The following is a 16,011-nucleotide window of genomic DNA, read 5'->3' as shown; positions in this document are numbered from 1 at the left end:
TGTGCTGTCCGCGCACCTGGCGCGGCCGTCTCAGCCCGCATGGTCACCGGTCAGCGTCACCGCTTCGGTGTCCCCGGCCGTGCGCTCGGTGATCTCACCGCTGACCCAGGCCTCGACACCGCGGTCGGCGAGTGTGGTGAGCGCCACATCGACGGAGTCCGCCGGGATCACCGCCATCATGCCGACGCCCATGTTGAGGGTCTTCTCCAGCTCCAGGCGCTCGACCGAACCGGCCTCGCCGACCAGCTGGAAGATCGCTCCGGGGGTCCAGGTCGAGCGGTCCACGACCGCGCGCAGCCCCTCGGGGATGACCCGTGCGAGATTGTTGGCGAGCCCGCCGCCGGTGATGTGCGAGAAGGCGTGCACCTCGGTGGTGCGGGTGAGGGCCAGGCAGTCCAGCGAGTAGATCCGGGTGGGCTCCAGCAGCTCCTCCCCCAGCGTCCGGCCGAGCTCCGGCACCTCGCGGTCCAGCGCCCAGCCGGCCCGGTCGAAGAGCACATGGCGGACGAGTGAGTACCCGTTCGAGTGAAGTCCGGACGATGCCATGGCGATCACCGCATCACCCGTTCGGATACGATCCGCGCCCAGCACCCGATCGGCCTCGACCACGCCCGTACCGGCCCCGGCGACATCGAAGTCATCGGCGCCCAGCAGCCCCGGGTGCTCGGCGGTCTCGCCGCCCACCAGGGCGCAGCCGGCCAGGGTGCAGCCCTCGGCGATGCCCTTGACGATGGCGGCGACGCGCTCCGGGTAGACCTTGCCGACGCAGATGTAGTCGGTCATGAACAGCGGCTCGGCACCGCAGACCACCAAGTCGTCCACGACCATGCCGACCAGGTCGCGGCCGATGGTGTCGTACACGCCCATCCGCCGGGCGATGTCCACCTTGGTGCCGACCCCGTCGGTGGCGGAGGCGAGCAGCGGACGCTGGTAGCGGGACAGAGCGGAGGCGTCGAAGAGCCCGGCGAAACCGCCGAGGCCGCCCACGACCTCGGGCCGGCTCGCCTTCTTGACCCACTCCTTCATCAGCTCGACTGCGCGGTCGCCCGCCTCGATGTCGACGCCCGCGGCGGCGTAGGTGGACCCGGACTCGGACATGACGTTGAGATCTTTCGTATCGGGGATGACGGGCAGGCGGCGCTCAGGGACGGCGCAGGGCGTCGCCGCCGCCGACACCGGCGGTCAGCGTCGTCACACCGTCGGCGTCACCGCTGCTCTGCCCTTGCGTCTCGGACTCCAGGAGGTGCTTGCCCAGCAGCTCCGGATCCGGCAGGTCCATCGGGTACTCACCGTCGAAGCAGGCACGGCACAGATTCGGCTTGGCGATCGTGGTCGCCTCGATCATGCCGTCGGTGGAGATGTACGCCAGCGAGTCGGCGCCCAGCGACTTGCCGATCTCCTCGACCGAGAGCCCGTTGGCGATCAGCTCGGCGCGGGTGGCGAAATCTATGCCGAAGAAGCACGGCCACTTGATCGGCGGGGACGAGATCCGGATGTGGACCTCGGCGGCCCCGGCCTCGCGGAGCATCCGCACCAGGGCGCGCTGGGTGTTGCCGCGGACGATCGAGTCGTCGACGACCACCAGGCGCTTGCCCCGGATGACCTCCTTGAGGGGGTTCAGCTTGAGCCGGATGCCGAGCTGCCGGATGGTCTGCGAGGGCTGGATGAAGGTCCGGCCCACATAGCTGTTCTTGACCAGCCCGGAGCCGTACGGAATCCCGCTGGCCTCGGCGTAGCCGACGGCGGCCGGGGTGCCGGACTCGGGCGTCGCTATGACCAGGTCGGCCTCGGCCGGGGCCTCCTTGGCCAGCCGGCGGCCCATCTCGACCCGGGAGAGGTACACGTTCCGCCCGGCGATGTCGGTGTCGGGGCGGGCCAGGTACACGTACTCGAAGACACAGCCCTTGGGCCGGGCCTCGGCGAAGGTGGTGGAGCGCAGCCCGTTCTCGTCGATGGCGACCATCTCGCCGGGCTCGATCTCACGGATGAAGGACGCGCCCACGATGTCCAGGGCGGCGGTCTCGGAGGCCACCACCCAGCCGCGCTCGAGGCGGCCGAGGACCAGCGGGCGGATGCCCTGGGGGTCGCGCGCCGCGTACAGCGTGTGCTCGTCCATGTAGACGAGGCTGAAAGCGCCCTTGACCTTGGGCAGCACGATGGGGGCCGCCTGCTCGACGGTGAGCGGCTTGCCGTCCTCGTCCACCTGGCCCGCGAGCAGGGCGGTGACCAGGTCGGTGTCATTGGTGGCCGCCACCTGGGTGGCCCGGCCGCCGTCCCGGGGCAGGGCCGCGACCAGCTCCGCCAGCTCGGCGGTGTTGACCAGGTTCCCGTTGTGGCCCAGCGCGATCGAGCCGTGGGCGGTGGCCCGGAACGTCGGCTGCGCGTTCTCCCACACCGAGGCCCCGGTGGTGGAGTAGCGGGCGTGACCGACCGCGATATGGCCCGTCAGCGAGCCGAGGGAGGTCTCGTCGAAGACCTGTGAGACCAGGCCCATGTCCTTGAAGACGAGAATCTGGGAGCCGTTGCTCACCGCGATGCCCGCGGACTCCTGTCCGCGGTGTTGCAGTGCATACAGCCCGAAATAGGTGAGTTTGGCGACCTCTTCTCCCGGTGCCCAGACTCCGAAGACGCCGCAAGCGTCCTGGGGGCCCTTCTCACCGGGGAGCAGGTCGTGGCTGAGTCGTCCGTCACCACGTGGCACGTCATCGAGTCTAGGCCAGTTCAGCGGTGCCTCCGAACGAGGGACCCGTCAGGAGGGCGTAAGTCACATTCTCGGCGCCCGCTCCGGACCCCCGGGACCCGCGCCCGACCTGCGTACGGCCGGGGGCGAAGGTGCCCGTCCGAGGCGAGGATCACATCTCGGGCCGGTCAGCCGAGCACGGGGAGGTGGGCGGAGAGGTCGGCGCGGTCGCCGCTCGCGGTCAGCGGCCCGGACTCCAGGGCCTCGGCCCAGGTCAGACGGCCCGTGGCGAGGCGGATCCAGGTCGGCGGATCGGTCTCGACGACGTTCGGCGGGGTGCCGCGGGTGTGCCGGGGGCCCTCGACGCACTGGACCACGGCGAACGGCGGGACCCGGACCTCGACCGAGCCGCCGGGCGCCTTCGCCGCGAGGGCGTCGGCGAGCACACGGGTGGCGGTGGCCAGCGCCTGGCGGTCGTACGGGATCGACAGGCCCGTCGCCGCCGCCAGGTCGCCGGTGAGGACGACCAGCTCCACGCAGCGCGTGGCCAGGACGTCGTCCGGCAGATCCGCCGCCGCCGTCTCGATCAGGGCCCGGGTCGGCGCGTCCAGCCGGCCTTCCCCCGGTCCGCCCACCGCCTCCCGCAGATGGCCCTGCTGCGCGCTCACGGCGGCACGGGTCCTGACGGGGTCATACCTACGGGCACGGGAGCGAGACGGCATGGAGCCGAGCCTATGGGAGGCGAGGAGGAGCGAGTATGGAAGGGAAGGGTATATATCGCCATGAAAGGTATGAAGAGCCATGAACGAGCACCCGGATTGCGCGCTCGTGCGCCGCGCCTACCAGCTCTTCACGGCGGGCGACCTGGACTCCCTGTCGACGCTCATGACCGCTGACGTCACCCACCACGTGCCCGGCAACAACTCGCTGTCCGGCCACTACAAGGGCGTGGAGGAGTGCATACGCCTGTACCGCACCTGGGGGCAGCCCGACGGCAGCACGAAGAGCATCGAGCTCCAGACGCTGCTCGCCGACGGCCGCGGCCATGTGATCGCCGTGCACCGGTACACCGCGAGGAGCGCGGACGGCAGCCGCAGCTTCGACATGAAGGCCGGAGGCTTCTTCACCATCGTCGGCGGCAAGATCACCGACATCGACGACTGCGTCGAGGACCTGGAGGCCTTCGACGCCTACTGGAGGTGACGCCGTGGGCGAGCACCCCGATCGCACCCTGGTGCGCCGCGCCTGTACGGCCTTCTCAGAAGGCGATATGGACACCGTGGCGACACTGATGACGGCGGACTTCGTCCACCATGTGCCCGGTGACAACGCGATCTCCGGTCACCACAAGGGCCGGGACGCGTGCATGGACCTGTACCGCACGATGTTCGAGGAGACCGCCGGCACGATGCGGGTCGACCTGGAGTCGGTGATGTGCGACGGGCGCGGACACGCGATGGCCGTCCAGCGTCTGCGCGCCGAGCGCGGCAACCGCGGCCTCGACATGAAGACCGGAGGCTTCTTCACCATCGTCGGCGGGAAGATCACCGACTTCGACCAATGTGTCGAGGACATCGACGCGTTGAACGCCTTCTGGGGGAAGTGAGCCCCACCAGGCCCGAACGGGCCGTACGGCCCGCTCCCCGATGCCAGGGGGCGGGCCGTACGGCAGGCGTCCTCAGGCCAGCAGACCCGGGATCGTCGCCTCGTACGACTCCCGCAGCTCGGCCAGCGGGATGGAGAACTGCCCCTGGACCTCGATCGCGTCGCCGTCGACCACGCCGATACGGGCCGCCGGAAGCCCCCGGGCCCCGCACATGTCGTTGAAGCGGACCTCCTCGCTGCGCGGTACGGCGACGATCGCCCGGCCCGCGGACTCGGAGAACAGCAGGACGAAGGGGTCCAGACCGTCGGGGACGACGATCCGGGCACCCTTGCCCCCGCGCAGACACGACTCGGCGAGCGCCTGGATCAGACCGCCGTCGGACAGGTCGTGGGCCGCGTCCACCATGCCGTCGCGCGAGGCCGAGATCAGGATCTCGGCGAGCAGCCGCTCCCGCTCCAGGTCCACCTTGGGCGGCAGTCCGCCCAGGTGGTCGTGGATCACCTGGGACCAGGCCGAGCCGCCCAGCTCCGCCGCGGTGTCGCCCAGCAGGTAGAGCAGCTGGCCCTCCTCCGCGAAGGCGATCGGGGTGCGGCGGGCCACATCGTCGATCACGCCGAGGACGGCGACGACCGGCGTCGGGTGGATGGCCGCCTCACCGGTCTGGTTGTACAGCGACACATTGCCGCCGGTGACCGGGGTGCCCAGGGTCAGACAGCCGTCCGCGAGGCCGCGGGTGGCCTCCGCGAACTGCCACATGACCGCGGGGTCCTCCGGCGAGCCGAAGTTGAGGCAGTTGGAGATGGCCAGCGGCTTGGCGCCGGACGCGGCCACATTGCGGTACGACTCGGCGAGCGCGAGCTGCGCCCCCGCGTACGGGTCCAGCTTGGCGTAGCGGCCGTTGCCGTCCGTGGCGACGGCCACGCCCAGGCCGGTCTCCTCGTCCACCCGGACCATGCCGGAGTCCTCGGGCTGGGCGAGCACCGTGTTGCCCTGCACGAAGCGGTCGTACTGGTCCGTGATCCAGGACTTGGACGACTGGTTCGGGGAGCCGATCACCTTCAGGATCTGCTCACGCAGCTCCTCCGCCGTGGCCGGGCGCGGCAGCTTGCCCGCGTCGTCGGCCTGGAGGGCGTCCTGCCACTCGGGGCGGGCGTAGGGGCGCTCGTAGACCGGGCCCTCGTGGGCGACGGTGCGCGGCGGGACGTCCACAATCTGCTCGCCGTGCCAGTAGATCTCCAGCCGCTCGCCGTCGGTGACCTCACCGATCACGGTGGCGATGACGTCCCACTTCTCGCAGATCTCCAGGAAGCGGTCGACCTTCTCGGGCTTCACGATCGCGCACATGCGCTCCTGCGACTCGCTCATCAGGATCTCCTCGGGGGAGAGCGAGGAGTCGCGCAGCGGCACGGTGTCGAGCTCGACCCGCATTCCGCCGGAGCCGGCGCTGGCCAGCTCGCTGGTGGCGCAGGACAGGCCCGCGCCGCCGAGGTCCTGGATGCCCTCGACCAGGTCCTCCTTGAAGACCTCCAGGGTGCACTCGATGAGCAGCTTCTCCTGGAAGGGGTCGCCGACCTGGACGGCGGGGCGCTTCGCGGGCTTGCTGTCATCGAACGTCTCGGAGGCGAGCACGGAGACGCCGCCGATGCCGTCGCCGCCGGTGCGGGCGCCGTAGAGGATCACCTTGTTGCCGGTGCCTGACGCCTTGGCGAGGTGGATGTCCTCATGCTTCATCACACCCACGCACAACGCGTTGACCAGCGGGTTGCCCTGGTAGCAGGGGTCGAAGACGACCTCGCCGCCGATGTTGGGCAGGCCCAGGCAGTTGCCGTAGCCGCCGATGCCCGCGACCACACCGGGCAGCACCCGCTTGGTGTCGGGGTGGTCGGCGGCGCCGAAGCGCAGCGGGTCCATCACGGCCACCGGGCGGGCGCCCATGGCGAGGATGTCGCGGACGATGCCGCCGACGCCGGTGGCCGCGCCCTGGTAGGGCTCGATGTACGAGGGGTGGTTGTGCGACTCGACCTTGAAGGTGACCGCGTAGCCCTGGCCGACGTCGACCACACCCGCGTTCTCACCGATGCCGACGAGCAGCGCGTCGCTCTCGGGGGCCTTCTCGCCGAACTGCCGCAGATGGACCTTGCTCGACTTGTACGAGCAGTGCTCGGACCACATGACGGAGTACATCGCGAGCTCGGCGCCGGTGGGGCGGCGGCCCAGGATGGCCCGGACGCGCTCGTACTCGTCCTGCTTGAGACCGAGCTCGGCCCAGGGCTGCTCGGCCTCCGGGGTCTGCGCCGCGTGCTTGGTGGTGTCCAGGGTCATGCGCTGACCAGCCTCTTGAGGATCGAGGTGAAGAATCCGAGACCGTCGGTGCGACCGGTGCCGATCAGCGGTTCGACGGCGTGCTCGGGGTGGGGCATGAGGCCGACGACATTGCCCGCCGCATTGCAGATACCGGCGATGTCGCGGAGCGAGCCGTTGGGGTTGAGCTCCTGATAGCGGAAGACCACGCGGCCCTCGGCCTCGAGTTCATCGAGGACGCGCTCATCGGCGACATAGCGGCCGTCGATGTTCTTCAGCGGGATGTTGATCTCCTGGCCCCGCTCATAGGAGCGCGTCCAGGCCGTCTCCGCGTTTTCCACTCGCAACTTCTGATCACGGCAGATGAAGTGCAGATGGTTGTTCCGCAGCATCGCACCGGGCAGGAGATGGGTCTCGGTGAGTACCTGGAAGCCATTGCAGATGCCAAGCACCGGCATACCGGCCTTCGCCTGGTCGATCACCGAGTCCATTACCGGGGAGAAGCGGGAGATCGCCCCGGCCCGCAGATAGTCGCCATAGGAGAAGCCGCCCGGCAGGATCACCGCGTCGACCTGCTTGAGGTCCTTGTCGCGGTGCCACAGCGGTACGGCTTCCAGCCCGGCGGTGCGGACCGCGCGCTGGGTGTCGCGGTCGTCGAGCGTGCCGGGGAAGGTGATGACTCCGACGCGTGCGGTCACGACTCCGCCTTCACGGCAGTGGCGTCGGCACCCTCGCCGACCTCGACCTTCACGGAGAAGTCCTCGATCACGGTGTTCGCCAGAAAGGTCTCGGCGATCTGGTGGATACGGGCGAGGGCGGCGTCATCGACCGGGCCCTCCACCTCGAGTTCAAAGCGCTTGCCCTGACGGACGTCGGCGATCCCCTCGAAACCGAGGCGGGGCAGTGCTCGCTGCACCGCCTGACCCTGGGGGTCGAGGATCTCCGGCTTGAGCATGACGTCGACTACGACGCGTGCCACTGGCACTCCCGGTGGTGTGGTGCTGGTGCGTAAGGCGGTGCCCAAGCGTACCCCGGGCAAAAATCTACGCGAGTAGATATGCAGAGGTTCGGTCACGTTTAAGCATCGTCGGCGGCAACTGACGGGGAAAGGTCGGGGAAAAACGTACGGTCCCGATCACGGCGTGACACGCGGATGGAATTACTGGGGTTCACAATGCAATGCCAGTCACTGTACAAATGAAAAAGCATTGTTGGACACAACTGGACAGCTGACATCTTTGCACGTCAACGCAACGATGCAGCCCGAAAGGACCGATATCCGTGGCGCAGCGCGTAGTAGTCACGCTCTCCGACGACCTCGAAGGAGGCGAAGCGGAAGAGACGGTCACGTTCGGACTCGACGGCAAGTTGTACGAGATCGACCTCAACTCTGCCAATGCGTCGAAACTGCGCGACGCCCTCGCGCCGTACGTGGAGGCAGGCCGCAAGCGGGCCCGCTCGGGCAAGACGTACCGCCGCACCGCCGTCGCCCCGGACCCGGCCGCGGTGCGCGCCTGGGCCAGGTCGAACGGCATGGAGGTGCCTCCGCGCGGCCGGATCCCCAAGAAGGTCTACGAAGCCTTCGACGAGTCGGCCTGAGGCACCCGCGTTCGGCCTGAGGCACCCCCGTTCAGCCGAGTTGCACTCCACCCCGGGTGGTCCGCTAAAGTCTGGAGCACGCCGAGGGGCGAGGCCGAAAGGCCGAAACCCCGAGGAAGACACCATGCGGGTGTAGCTCAGTAGTAGAGCGCCCCCTTTCCAAGGGGGAGGCGCAGTGTGCGATCCCTGTCACCCGCTCTCATCGCCTATCGGTCTCGTGTTGACGAGGATCAGGTAGAGTGATGCACGCGCCGATCGGTGAAGGCCGGTCGGAGGCATGCGGACGTGGCTCAGTTGGTAGAGCATCACCTTGCCAAGGTGAGGGTCGCGAGTTCGAATCTCGTCGTCCGCTCCAGATCCGAGGCGCCGGTCGAATCGACCGGCGCCTCGGGCGTTTTCGGGCGCGTGCCGCCGTGCGGGGCGGCCCCGGAGCGGGCTCCACGCTCGGGGTGGTAGTTCACCGGTCGAGGGTTTGGTTATAGTAGAGGCGCGTCGAACCGGAAAAGTTCGGCACAGGCGGACGTAGCTCAGTTGGTAGAGCGCAACCTTGCCAAGGTTGAGGTCGCGAGTTCGAGCCTCGTCGTCCGCTCAGTGAACGCGAGGGCCCCGGCCGGTTGGCCGGGGCCCTCGGTCGTTCCTCCGTCTCCTTGGGGGCCTCTCTCTGGCGGGCTTCTCTCTGGCGGGGCCTCTCGCTGGCGGGCTTCCGGCCTACTTCCAGCTGGTGCCGGTCAGCAGCTCGTAAGCCTCCGCGTACTTCCGTTGCGTCCGCTCGACGACCTCCGCCGGGAGCGGGGGCGGCGGCTGCTCGCCGTTGCGGTCCCAGCCGGAGGCCGGGGAGGTCAGCCAGTCGCGGACGTACTGCTTGTCGAAGGACGGCTGCGCGTGGCCGGGCTCCCACTGGTCGGCGGGCCAGAAGCGGGAGGAGTCCGGGGTCAGAACCTCGTCGGCGAGCACCGGCTCGGCGCTCTCCGCGCCCAGCGTCGCCTCCGCGTAGCCGAACTCGAACTTGGTGTCGGCGAGGATGATCCCCCGGGCGCGGGAGATCTCCCGCGCCCGGTTGTAGACGGCGAGGGTGGCCTGGCGCAGCTGGGCGGCGGGCTCGGCGCCGATGCGGTGGGCCACCTCCTCGTACGCCACGTTCTCGTCGTGCTCGCCGACCTCGGCCTTGGTGGCCGGGGTGAAGATCGGCGAGGGCAGCTCGGAGCCGTCGGTCAGCCCCTCGGGGAGGGCGATTCCGCACACCGTACGGGTCTCGCGGTACTCGGCCAGGCCGGAGCCGGTCAGATAGCCGCGCGCCACGCATTCGACCGGGACCATCCGCAGCGACCGGCACACCAGGGTCCGGCCCGCCCAGTCGGCCGGGGCGCCGGCGGGCAGCTCGGTGGACAGGACGTGGTTGGGGACGAGGTCGGCGAGCAGATCGAACCACCAGAGGGAGAGCTGGGTGAGGATCTTGCCCTTCTCGGGGATCTCGGTCGGCAGAACCCAGTCGTAGGCGGAGATCCGGTCGCTGGCGACCATGACGAGCTCACCGCGCTCGTTCCGGTAGAGGTCGCGCACCTTGCCGGTGTGCAGGTGCTGAAGGCCCGGAACCTCGACCGGCTCGGGCTTCTCGACGAATCCGGACACGCTTCCTCCTGGTGTTTTTGTCCAAGCCCCCTCGATTCTGCCGCACTGAACGGCGGCGACCTGCGGCGGGGCGCGGGACCGCAGGGGTGCGGGGTGCCGGGTTCCGCTTCCGACCGGTTGGAAGACGTCGTACGAGGAACTCGTGCGGCAGGACACAGACCAGGGCACGCATGCCAGGGCACTCATGGGGGCGGTCGGGCGGTGGGGAGGTGCGGGATGGCCGACGCGGCGATCGTGGGCAGCGGGCCCAACGGGCTCGCTGCCGCCGTCACCCTGGCCCGCGCCGGGCTGCGGGTGACGGTGTACGAGGCCGCCGCCGACATCGGCGGCGGGCTGCGCACCCAGCCGCTCTTCGACCCGGAGATCGCCCACGACATCTGCTCGGCGGTCCACCCCATGGCGCCCGCCTCCCGCTTCTTCCGCGAGTTCGGCCTGGCCGCGCGCGGGGTGGAGCTGCTGACGCCCGAGGTCTCGTACGCCCATCCGCTGGACGGCGGCCGCGCCGCGCTCGCCCACCGCGATCTGGAGACCACCTGCGCCGGGCTCGGCCCGGACGGGGGGCGCTGGCGGCGGCTGATGGCGCCGCTGGTGCGGCACAGCGAGGGTGTGGCCGACTTCATCCTCTCCGGGCAGCGCGCCCTCCCCCGCGATCCGGTGGCACCGCTGCTGCTGGCCCCCCGGATCCTCGTCCACGGCACCAGGTTCGGTGCCGCCCGCTTCACCGGTGAGGCGGCGCCCGCCCTGCTCACCGGGGTCGCCGCCCATGCCGTGGGTGAACTGCCCAGCCTGGCCGGCGGCGCGGTGGCGGCCCTGCTCGGGCATCTGGCCCATGGCCCCGGCTGGCCGCTGCCGCGCGGCGGCAGCGCCCGGATCGCCGAGGCCATGGTGGACGACATCAGCGCGCACGGCGGCACCTTCCACACCGGGCGCGCGATCAGCGACCTCCGTGAGCTGGACGGATATCGCGCGGTGTTGCTCGACACCGGTGTTCCCGGGCTGCTGGACATCGCCGGGCGCGCGCTGCCCGACCGCTACGCCCGGGCGCTGCGGCGGTTCCGCTACGGGCCGGCCGCCGCCAAGGCCGACTTCCTGGTGAGCGAGCCGATTCCGTGGGCCGACCCCGCCGTGGGTCGCGCCGGGACCGTACACCTGGGCGGCACCCATGCCGAGCTGGTCCGGGAGGAGAACCGGACCGTACGCGGGGTCCGCAGCCCGGCGCCCTTCGTGCTGCTCGTCGACCCGGCCGTCACCGACCCCGGGCGGGCCCGGCCCGGCAGGCGCCCGGTGTGGGCCTACGCCCATATGCCGAACGGCGACGACACCGACCCGGTGGAGCTCATCCGCTCCCGGATCGAGACGTACGCGCCCGGCTTCGGCGACACGGTGCTCGCGGCGCGCGGGATGTCGGGGCGGGACCTGGAGGCGTACGACCCCAACGACGTGGGCGGGGACATCGGCTCCGGCGCGATGACGATCCGGCAGAGCCTCGCCCGTCCGGTTCCCCGCCTCGACCCGTACCGCACCCCGCTGCCCGGCCTCTTCCTCTGCTCATCGGCGACCCCGCCGGGGCCGGGGGTCCATGGGATGTGCGGCTACCTGGCGGCCCTGTCGGCGCTACGGCACCGCTTCGGCATCCGGAAGCCGCCGCCCCTGGCCCCGGTGGCGTAGGGGGTGCCCGACGGACCGCGACGCCTGCGGCGGGCTGCTCCCCTACCCGCCCCTTCCCGACGCCTGCCGATATGCGGCTCCGCCGCGTGGGGCCCCGTCCCAGCCCCCGGGCCCCAGGCACGGCAAACCCCTGGCAGCGGCGCGGGGAGGGAGAAGCCCCCGCACCGCCCACGGGCCAACCGACGCCCGACGGACCGTGACGCCCGCGGCAGGCTGCTCCCCACCCCGCCCCTTCCCGAAACTGGGGCCCAGCCCCAGACCCCGGGGTCCCAGGGACGGCGAACCCCTGGTAACGGCGCGAGGAGGGAGAAGCCCCCGCACCGGCCACAGGCCAACCGACGCCCGGCGTGCGGCGAGCATCGATATGCGGCCCCGCCGCGTGGCGGGCCTCCGGGCCAGGGCCCGGGGTCCAGGGGCGAAGCCCCTGGTATCGGGAAGGGGCGGGGAGGGGAAAGCCCCCCACCACCCGCCACAGGCCAACCGACGCCCGACGGACCGCGACGCCCACGGCGGACTGAGCATCGACATGCGGCTCCCCCGCGTGGCGGGCCTCCGGGCCAGGGGCGGAGGCCCTGGCATCCGGGGTTCGCCGGACGCTGCCTCAGCCCCGTTTGCAGATCCGATCCAGCAGATTCGCCGTCGCCCGCTGAACCCGCTCATCCGTATGACCCGGCCGATCCAGCGCGGGCGACCACGCGAATGTCCCCGACGCGAAGACCAGCGCGCCGCTCGGGGCCCGGTACAGGGACGTTTCCTGGTGGCGGATCGTCCCCTCCGTGTCCTCGTACGGGGAGTGGGCCAGGAGGATGCGGCGGAGGTGGTCGGGGAGGGCGGTGCGGGGGAAGTAGCGGTCGGCCTCGCCGGCGACCAGGCCGGGCAGTTCGTCGCCCTCCTCCGCGCCCGTGGCCTCCCACAGCCAGTGGCGGGCGTTGCGCACGATCAGGGGGCTCGGCTCGGGCACCCGGCCCGCGTACTGGATGCCGATGAGCTGCTGCTCGGGCGCGGTCTCCCGCCAGAGCGCCGAGCGGCCGGGGCCACGGCGCTTGCGGCAGGTCAGCAGGCGGGCCGGGCCGGAGGGCGAGGGGGCGAGTTCGACCTGCCAGTACATGGTGTTCGCGGAGAGGAAGACCAGCGAGGTGCCGCTGTCGCGGGCCGCCTCCACGGTGTGGCGCATCGGCGCCGACCAGTACTCGTCATGGCCGGGGAAGACCAGCCCCCGGTAGCGGGAGGGGTCGACGCTGCCCGCGTGCAGGTCGCGCATCTCGGCGTAGGCCAGGTCGTAGCCGTAGCGCTCGGCCCAGCGGATGAAGTCGTAGGCGTGCCCCACATGGAGGGGCAGCCCCGCGCCCGCGTACGGCCGGTCGAAGGAGACCGTGGTGGCCGCCTCCGACTCGCCCAGCAGCTTTCCCCGCTCGTCCCAGGCGTGGTAGAGGCTGGCGCCGGTCCGGCCGTCCTCCGGGTAGAGGTTGTACGCCTGCCAGGTGAGGTCGGGCAGGACGAGGAGGAGGTCGGCGGGGCGGCTGTCGCGGACGGTGAAGGGGATGTGGCTGCGGTAGCCGTCCAGGGTGGTCAGCACCGCGACGTACGCGCCGAGCTTCCAGTACGAGGGGATCTGCATCCGCCAGGACAGCCACCAGTGGTGGCAGGAGACGGTGCGGTCGGCGGTGAGCGGGGGCAGCTGGACGATCCCGGACAGCCGGGGGCTGGTGGTGATCTTCAGTGCGCCGGTGCCGTCGTAGTAGCCGATGCGGTAGATGTCCACGCTGAACTGCTGGGGCGGGTCCACCGTGATCCGGAAGTCGATCGCCTCGCCGGGGGCCGCCGCGGAGGTGGAGGGAAAGCCCTTGATCTGCCGGTTGACGTCGTCCGCGGTGCGCGGGCCGGGGATCCTGGCGGGGCCCCTCGCGCCGAGCCGCTCGGCCGCCCGGACGTCGACCCCGGAGAGATGGACGTCGTCGACGTACCACGGGACCACCCGGCCGGTGTCGTCGAAGTAGTTCTCACTGTCGCGCAGCCAGGGCAGCGGGCCCTGGCCGAAAGGATCCGTCACCGCGTGAGCGAGCGCTCCCGATTCCCAGCGCCGGATCTGGTCCGTCCCCACAACTGTTCCCCTCCCCTGCGTACCCGGCGGCGCCGCGCCTCGCTGTCCTCGCGCACCGCACCGCCGCGGGTCCGGCCTTGTGGGCCGGGCTGCGGGGGCGGTCCTGCGGTTCGGGCCGGTTGGGCCGGAACTCCTGGGCCGGGCGACAGCGACCGGTCCAAGCACATCACATTACGCACCTACTTCGTCACCGATAGTCGCTAAATTGCCGGAACAGACACCGAACGCGCGACAAGGGTGGACATAGGAGCGGTATTCGGCGGGCTCCGCGCCGCTACACCAGCCGTACGGGCTTCTCCGGGCGGACCCCCACCTCGCCGAGCCAGGCGCGCAGCGGCCCGTCGTCGCCGTCCTCCACCAGGCTCAGCACCGGATGGGCCAGATCGGCCCGCCGCCGCCCGCCGACGAGCAGCGCGGGCCCGTCCAGCCAGTCGAGGCCGGGGGCCGCGCCCGCGGTGTCCACGGCGGCGCAGCAGACCATGGCGGTGACATGGTCGGCGAGCAGTTCACGGCCGGTGCGGGGCGGCTGGAGCGGGAACGCCGGGGCGAAGCCGTCGATCCACGGGTCGCCGCCGGAGCCGCCCGCGGGCCCCTCGGCCCCCGCCGCGGGGCCCTGGCCGTGCGCCCGGGTGGCGGCGGCCTCCTCCCGGGCCACCTCGACACTGAGCCGGGCGGCCAGGCGGGGGGCGTCACCGTCGGTGCCGCCGTCGGTGCCACCGTCGGTGCCGCCGTCGGAGCCCTCGGCGGGGTGGGCCGGGGCGGCGGTGAGCCGGTCGATGACCCGGGCCAGGGTGGCCGGGGCGCGGGCCGGGACGGGGGCGGCGCCGACCGGCTCGTGGGCGTCGTCCCGCTCGTCCAGGAGCCGGTTCAGCCGGGCGGCCTCCTGCCGCCACTTGCGGTCCACGACCTCCTCCGGATACGCGCCCCAGTCGACCGGGGACCAGTCGGGGCCCGGCTCCGGCGGGCCGCCGTGGAAGAGGCGGGCGGCCAGCAGCGAGGTGGCCTCGTCCATCACCCCGGGCTCCTCCAGCAGGTCGCAGGCCGGGCGCTCGCTCAGCCGGGAGGTGAACCCCTCGGCGAGCCGGTCGCGGCGGGAGAGCTCGGTGAGCGCCGAGACCACGCCCGCGTCCAGCCGGGAGGGCCAGCGGCCCATCCGCCAGGCGGGCAGCGCGACCCGGGTCAGCAGCCGGTCCCAGCCCGCGTAGGCGAGGCCCACCTGCTCCTGGGCGACGATCCGCAGCCCGTAGTCGACCGTCTGGGCCCGCTCTGAGGCGGCCGCGGCGACCGCGCGCTCCATCTCGGCCGCCTGGTCCCGGCAGCCGCGCAGCAGCAGCCGGGCCACCCAGCCGACGAAGCCGAAGGCGGGCCGGCGCACCGCCGCCACCAGGGCGGGCGCGGGCCCGGACGACGGCTCGCCGCCGCGGGCCGCGACGGCCACGGCGGCGTCAAGACCGCGCACGAAGCGGCGGGCGGCGGCTATGTCGGGGTGGACGGACGGGCCGGTGCCCGCCACCACGGGGGCGAGCAGCGCGCGCAGCTCGGCGACCCGCATCCACCACAGGAACGGCGAGCCGATCACCAGCACCGGCGCCCGCGGGGCGCCCCGCTCGGAGCGGTCCACGACCCGGTCCGCGCCGGCCCCCGGGCCGGTCCCTCTGGCGCCGCGCACCGGACGGGGCTCCTCGACCGCGAGGGCGCCGCGGTCCCGGCGCTCCCGGCGCTGGGCGTGCGCCGGATGCGTACGGTCCTCCAGCCAGCTGTCGCAGTCGGGGGTGAGCGCTATGGCCGAGGGCGCGGGGACCTCCAGGCGCTCGGCCAGATCGCGGACCAGCTGGTAGAGGTCGGGCGCGGTCTCCTCGGCGATGGGCACCGTCGGGGTGAGCGCGGGCCTGGCCCGGACGACCACGGCGGCCACGGCCGCCGCCAGCAGCAGGACCACCAGGGCGGCCCCGGTCACCACCCAGCGCAGGGCCGTCCAGCCCTCGTCCTGGGAGCCTCCGATGCTGCCGGTGGCGCTTCCGGCCAGCAGCACGACGGCGGCGGCGGCCGGGAGGAGTGCGACCGCGAGCGCGGTGCTCCGGATGCGCAGTACCGCGAGGGCGCGGGCACGCGCCTCCAGGGCACCTGCTTCGGGACCTGCCACGGTTCTCATCACCCCCTACTGTCCGGCCGGTGTTTGAACAGCGGACGACGGCGGCGTTGTTTTCTCCCCACCCACTGTCGCACCGGCCGCCGACTCCGCAATGCCGGTGGGCCAGTTGCCGCACCTCGCCTGAGCGGCACACTAGTTGGGGGCCGGGCGTGCGTCAGCAGGATGCGGAACCGCTCACCCAATGGAATGGCCTTGGGTAAAACCGGGAACTTCGCGATGGCGACGCCGGGCCCCGTGTGAACAGGCGGAAGCGGCCTTCCGGACCGTTCACCGGC

The 16,011-nt window shown here is 71.8% G+C and carries 13 protein-coding genes and 3 tRNA genes; 7 read left to right on the top strand and 9 right to left on the bottom strand.

Annotated elements, in window-relative coordinates; genetic code table 11:
* Positions 1-30 precede the first annotated feature (30 nt).
* The 3 genes from purM to ACJX2R_RS28425 form a co-directional block, all read right to left on the bottom strand.
* Complete coding sequence (gene purM / locus ACJX2R_RS28435; protein WP_413102470.1) at positions 31-1,098, bottom strand: phosphoribosylformylglycinamidine cyclo-ligase; 1,068 nt, start codon at positions 1,096-1,098, stop codon at positions 31-33.
* Between the two features lie 43 nt (positions 1,099-1,141).
* The gene (gene purF, locus ACJX2R_RS28430; protein ID WP_138914621.1) at positions 1,142-2,701 is read right to left on the bottom strand and encodes an amidophosphoribosyltransferase; all 1,560 of its coding nucleotides are present in this window, start codon (positions 2,699-2,701) and stop codon (positions 1,142-1,144) included.
* Positions 2,702-2,868: 167 nt separating this feature from the next.
* The gene (locus ACJX2R_RS28425) at positions 2,869-3,402 is read right to left on the bottom strand and encodes a sterol carrier family protein (RefSeq protein ID WP_413102469.1); all 534 of its coding nucleotides are present in this window, start codon (positions 3,400-3,402) and stop codon (positions 2,869-2,871) included.
* Positions 3,403-3,481: 79 nt separating this feature from the next.
* Between ACJX2R_RS28425 and ACJX2R_RS28420 the strand changes: the two genes are divergently transcribed.
* Positions 3,482-3,883 (top strand): nuclear transport factor 2 family protein, encoded by a 402-nt coding sequence (locus ACJX2R_RS28420; RefSeq protein WP_413102468.1) that lies wholly within the window; start codon positions 3,482-3,484, stop codon positions 3,881-3,883.
* 4 nt (positions 3,884-3,887) lie between these two features.
* Positions 3,888-4,286 (top strand): nuclear transport factor 2 family protein, encoded by a 399-nt coding sequence (locus tag ACJX2R_RS28415; RefSeq protein WP_413102467.1) that lies wholly within the window; start codon positions 3,888-3,890, stop codon positions 4,284-4,286.
* A gap of 72 nt (positions 4,287-4,358) precedes the next feature.
* On the opposite strand, the gene purL is transcribed toward ACJX2R_RS28415, so the two are convergent.
* Genes purL through purS form a run of 3 tightly spaced genes read right to left on the bottom strand, consistent with a single transcriptional unit; the run spans position 4,359 to position 7,572 of the window.
* Entirely contained in the window at positions 4,359-6,608 is a 2,250-nt protein-coding gene (gene purL, locus ACJX2R_RS28410; protein WP_413102466.1) for a phosphoribosylformylglycinamidine synthase subunit PurL, read from the bottom strand.
* The gene (gene purQ, locus ACJX2R_RS28405; protein ID WP_262703462.1) at positions 6,605-7,285 is read right to left on the bottom strand and encodes a phosphoribosylformylglycinamidine synthase subunit PurQ; all 681 of its coding nucleotides are present in this window, start codon (positions 7,283-7,285) and stop codon (positions 6,605-6,607) included. The genes purL and purQ overlap by 4 nt, the downstream gene beginning before the upstream one ends.
* A complete protein-coding gene (gene purS, locus ACJX2R_RS28400) occupies positions 7,282-7,572 on the bottom strand; it encodes a phosphoribosylformylglycinamidine synthase subunit PurS (protein WP_370467175.1) in 291 nt (96 codons plus the stop codon). The genes purQ and purS overlap by 4 nt, the downstream gene beginning before the upstream one ends.
* A 296-nt stretch (positions 7,573-7,868) precedes the next feature.
* Here purS and ACJX2R_RS28395 point away from each other — a divergent pair, with 296 nt between their 5' ends.
* The 4 genes from ACJX2R_RS28395 to ACJX2R_RS28380 all read left to right on the top strand — a co-directional run bounded on the left by ACJX2R_RS28395 (position 7,869) and on the right by ACJX2R_RS28380 (position 8,775).
* Positions 7,869-8,186 carry a histone-like nucleoid-structuring protein Lsr2 gene (locus ACJX2R_RS28395; RefSeq protein WP_037953281.1) on the top strand — a complete coding sequence of 106 codons (318 nt, stop codon included), beginning with the start codon at positions 7,869-7,871 and terminating at the stop codon, positions 8,184-8,186.
* A gap of 126 nt (positions 8,187-8,312) precedes the next feature.
* Positions 8,313-8,384 (top strand) — tRNA-Gly (locus tag ACJX2R_RS28390).
* 81 nt (positions 8,385-8,465) lie between these two features.
* Positions 8,466-8,541, top strand: a tRNA-Gly gene (locus ACJX2R_RS28385).
* Between the two features lie 161 nt (positions 8,542-8,702).
* Positions 8,703-8,775 (top strand) — tRNA-Gly (locus ACJX2R_RS28380).
* 119 nt (positions 8,776-8,894) lie between these two features.
* Here the strand turns inward: ACJX2R_RS28380 and ACJX2R_RS28375 are convergent.
* On the bottom strand, positions 8,895-9,815 hold the full coding sequence (locus ACJX2R_RS28375; protein ID WP_262703463.1) for a phosphoribosylaminoimidazolesuccinocarboxamide synthase: 921 nt from the start codon (positions 9,813-9,815) through the stop codon (positions 8,895-8,897).
* A gap of 216 nt (positions 9,816-10,031) precedes the next feature.
* Between ACJX2R_RS28375 and ACJX2R_RS28370 the strand changes: the two genes are divergently transcribed.
* Positions 10,032-11,483, top strand: coding sequence for a phytoene desaturase family protein (locus tag ACJX2R_RS28370; protein ID WP_413102465.1), 1,452 nt, complete (start codon positions 10,032-10,034; stop codon positions 11,481-11,483).
* Positions 11,484-12,084: 601 nt separating this feature from the next.
* Here the strand turns inward: ACJX2R_RS28370 and ACJX2R_RS28365 are convergent.
* Entirely contained in the window at positions 12,085-13,584 is a 1,500-nt protein-coding gene (locus ACJX2R_RS28365) for a N,N-dimethylformamidase beta subunit family domain-containing protein (RefSeq protein WP_413102464.1), read from the bottom strand.
* Positions 13,585-13,858: 274 nt separating this feature from the next.
* The gene (locus ACJX2R_RS28360; protein ID WP_413102463.1) at positions 13,859-15,736 is read right to left on the bottom strand and encodes a hypothetical protein; all 1,878 of its coding nucleotides are present in this window, start codon (positions 15,734-15,736) and stop codon (positions 13,859-13,861) included.
* Positions 15,737-16,011: the final 275 nt, after the last annotated feature.

The sequence above is a fragment of the Streptomyces sp. Inha503 genome (assembly GCF_047215865.1).
Classification (GTDB): domain Bacteria; phylum Actinomycetota; class Actinomycetes; order Streptomycetales; family Streptomycetaceae; genus Streptomyces; species Streptomyces lycopersici.
Note: the sequence above shows the minus strand (reverse complement) of the source record. Positions and strands in the feature narration are given on the sequence as shown.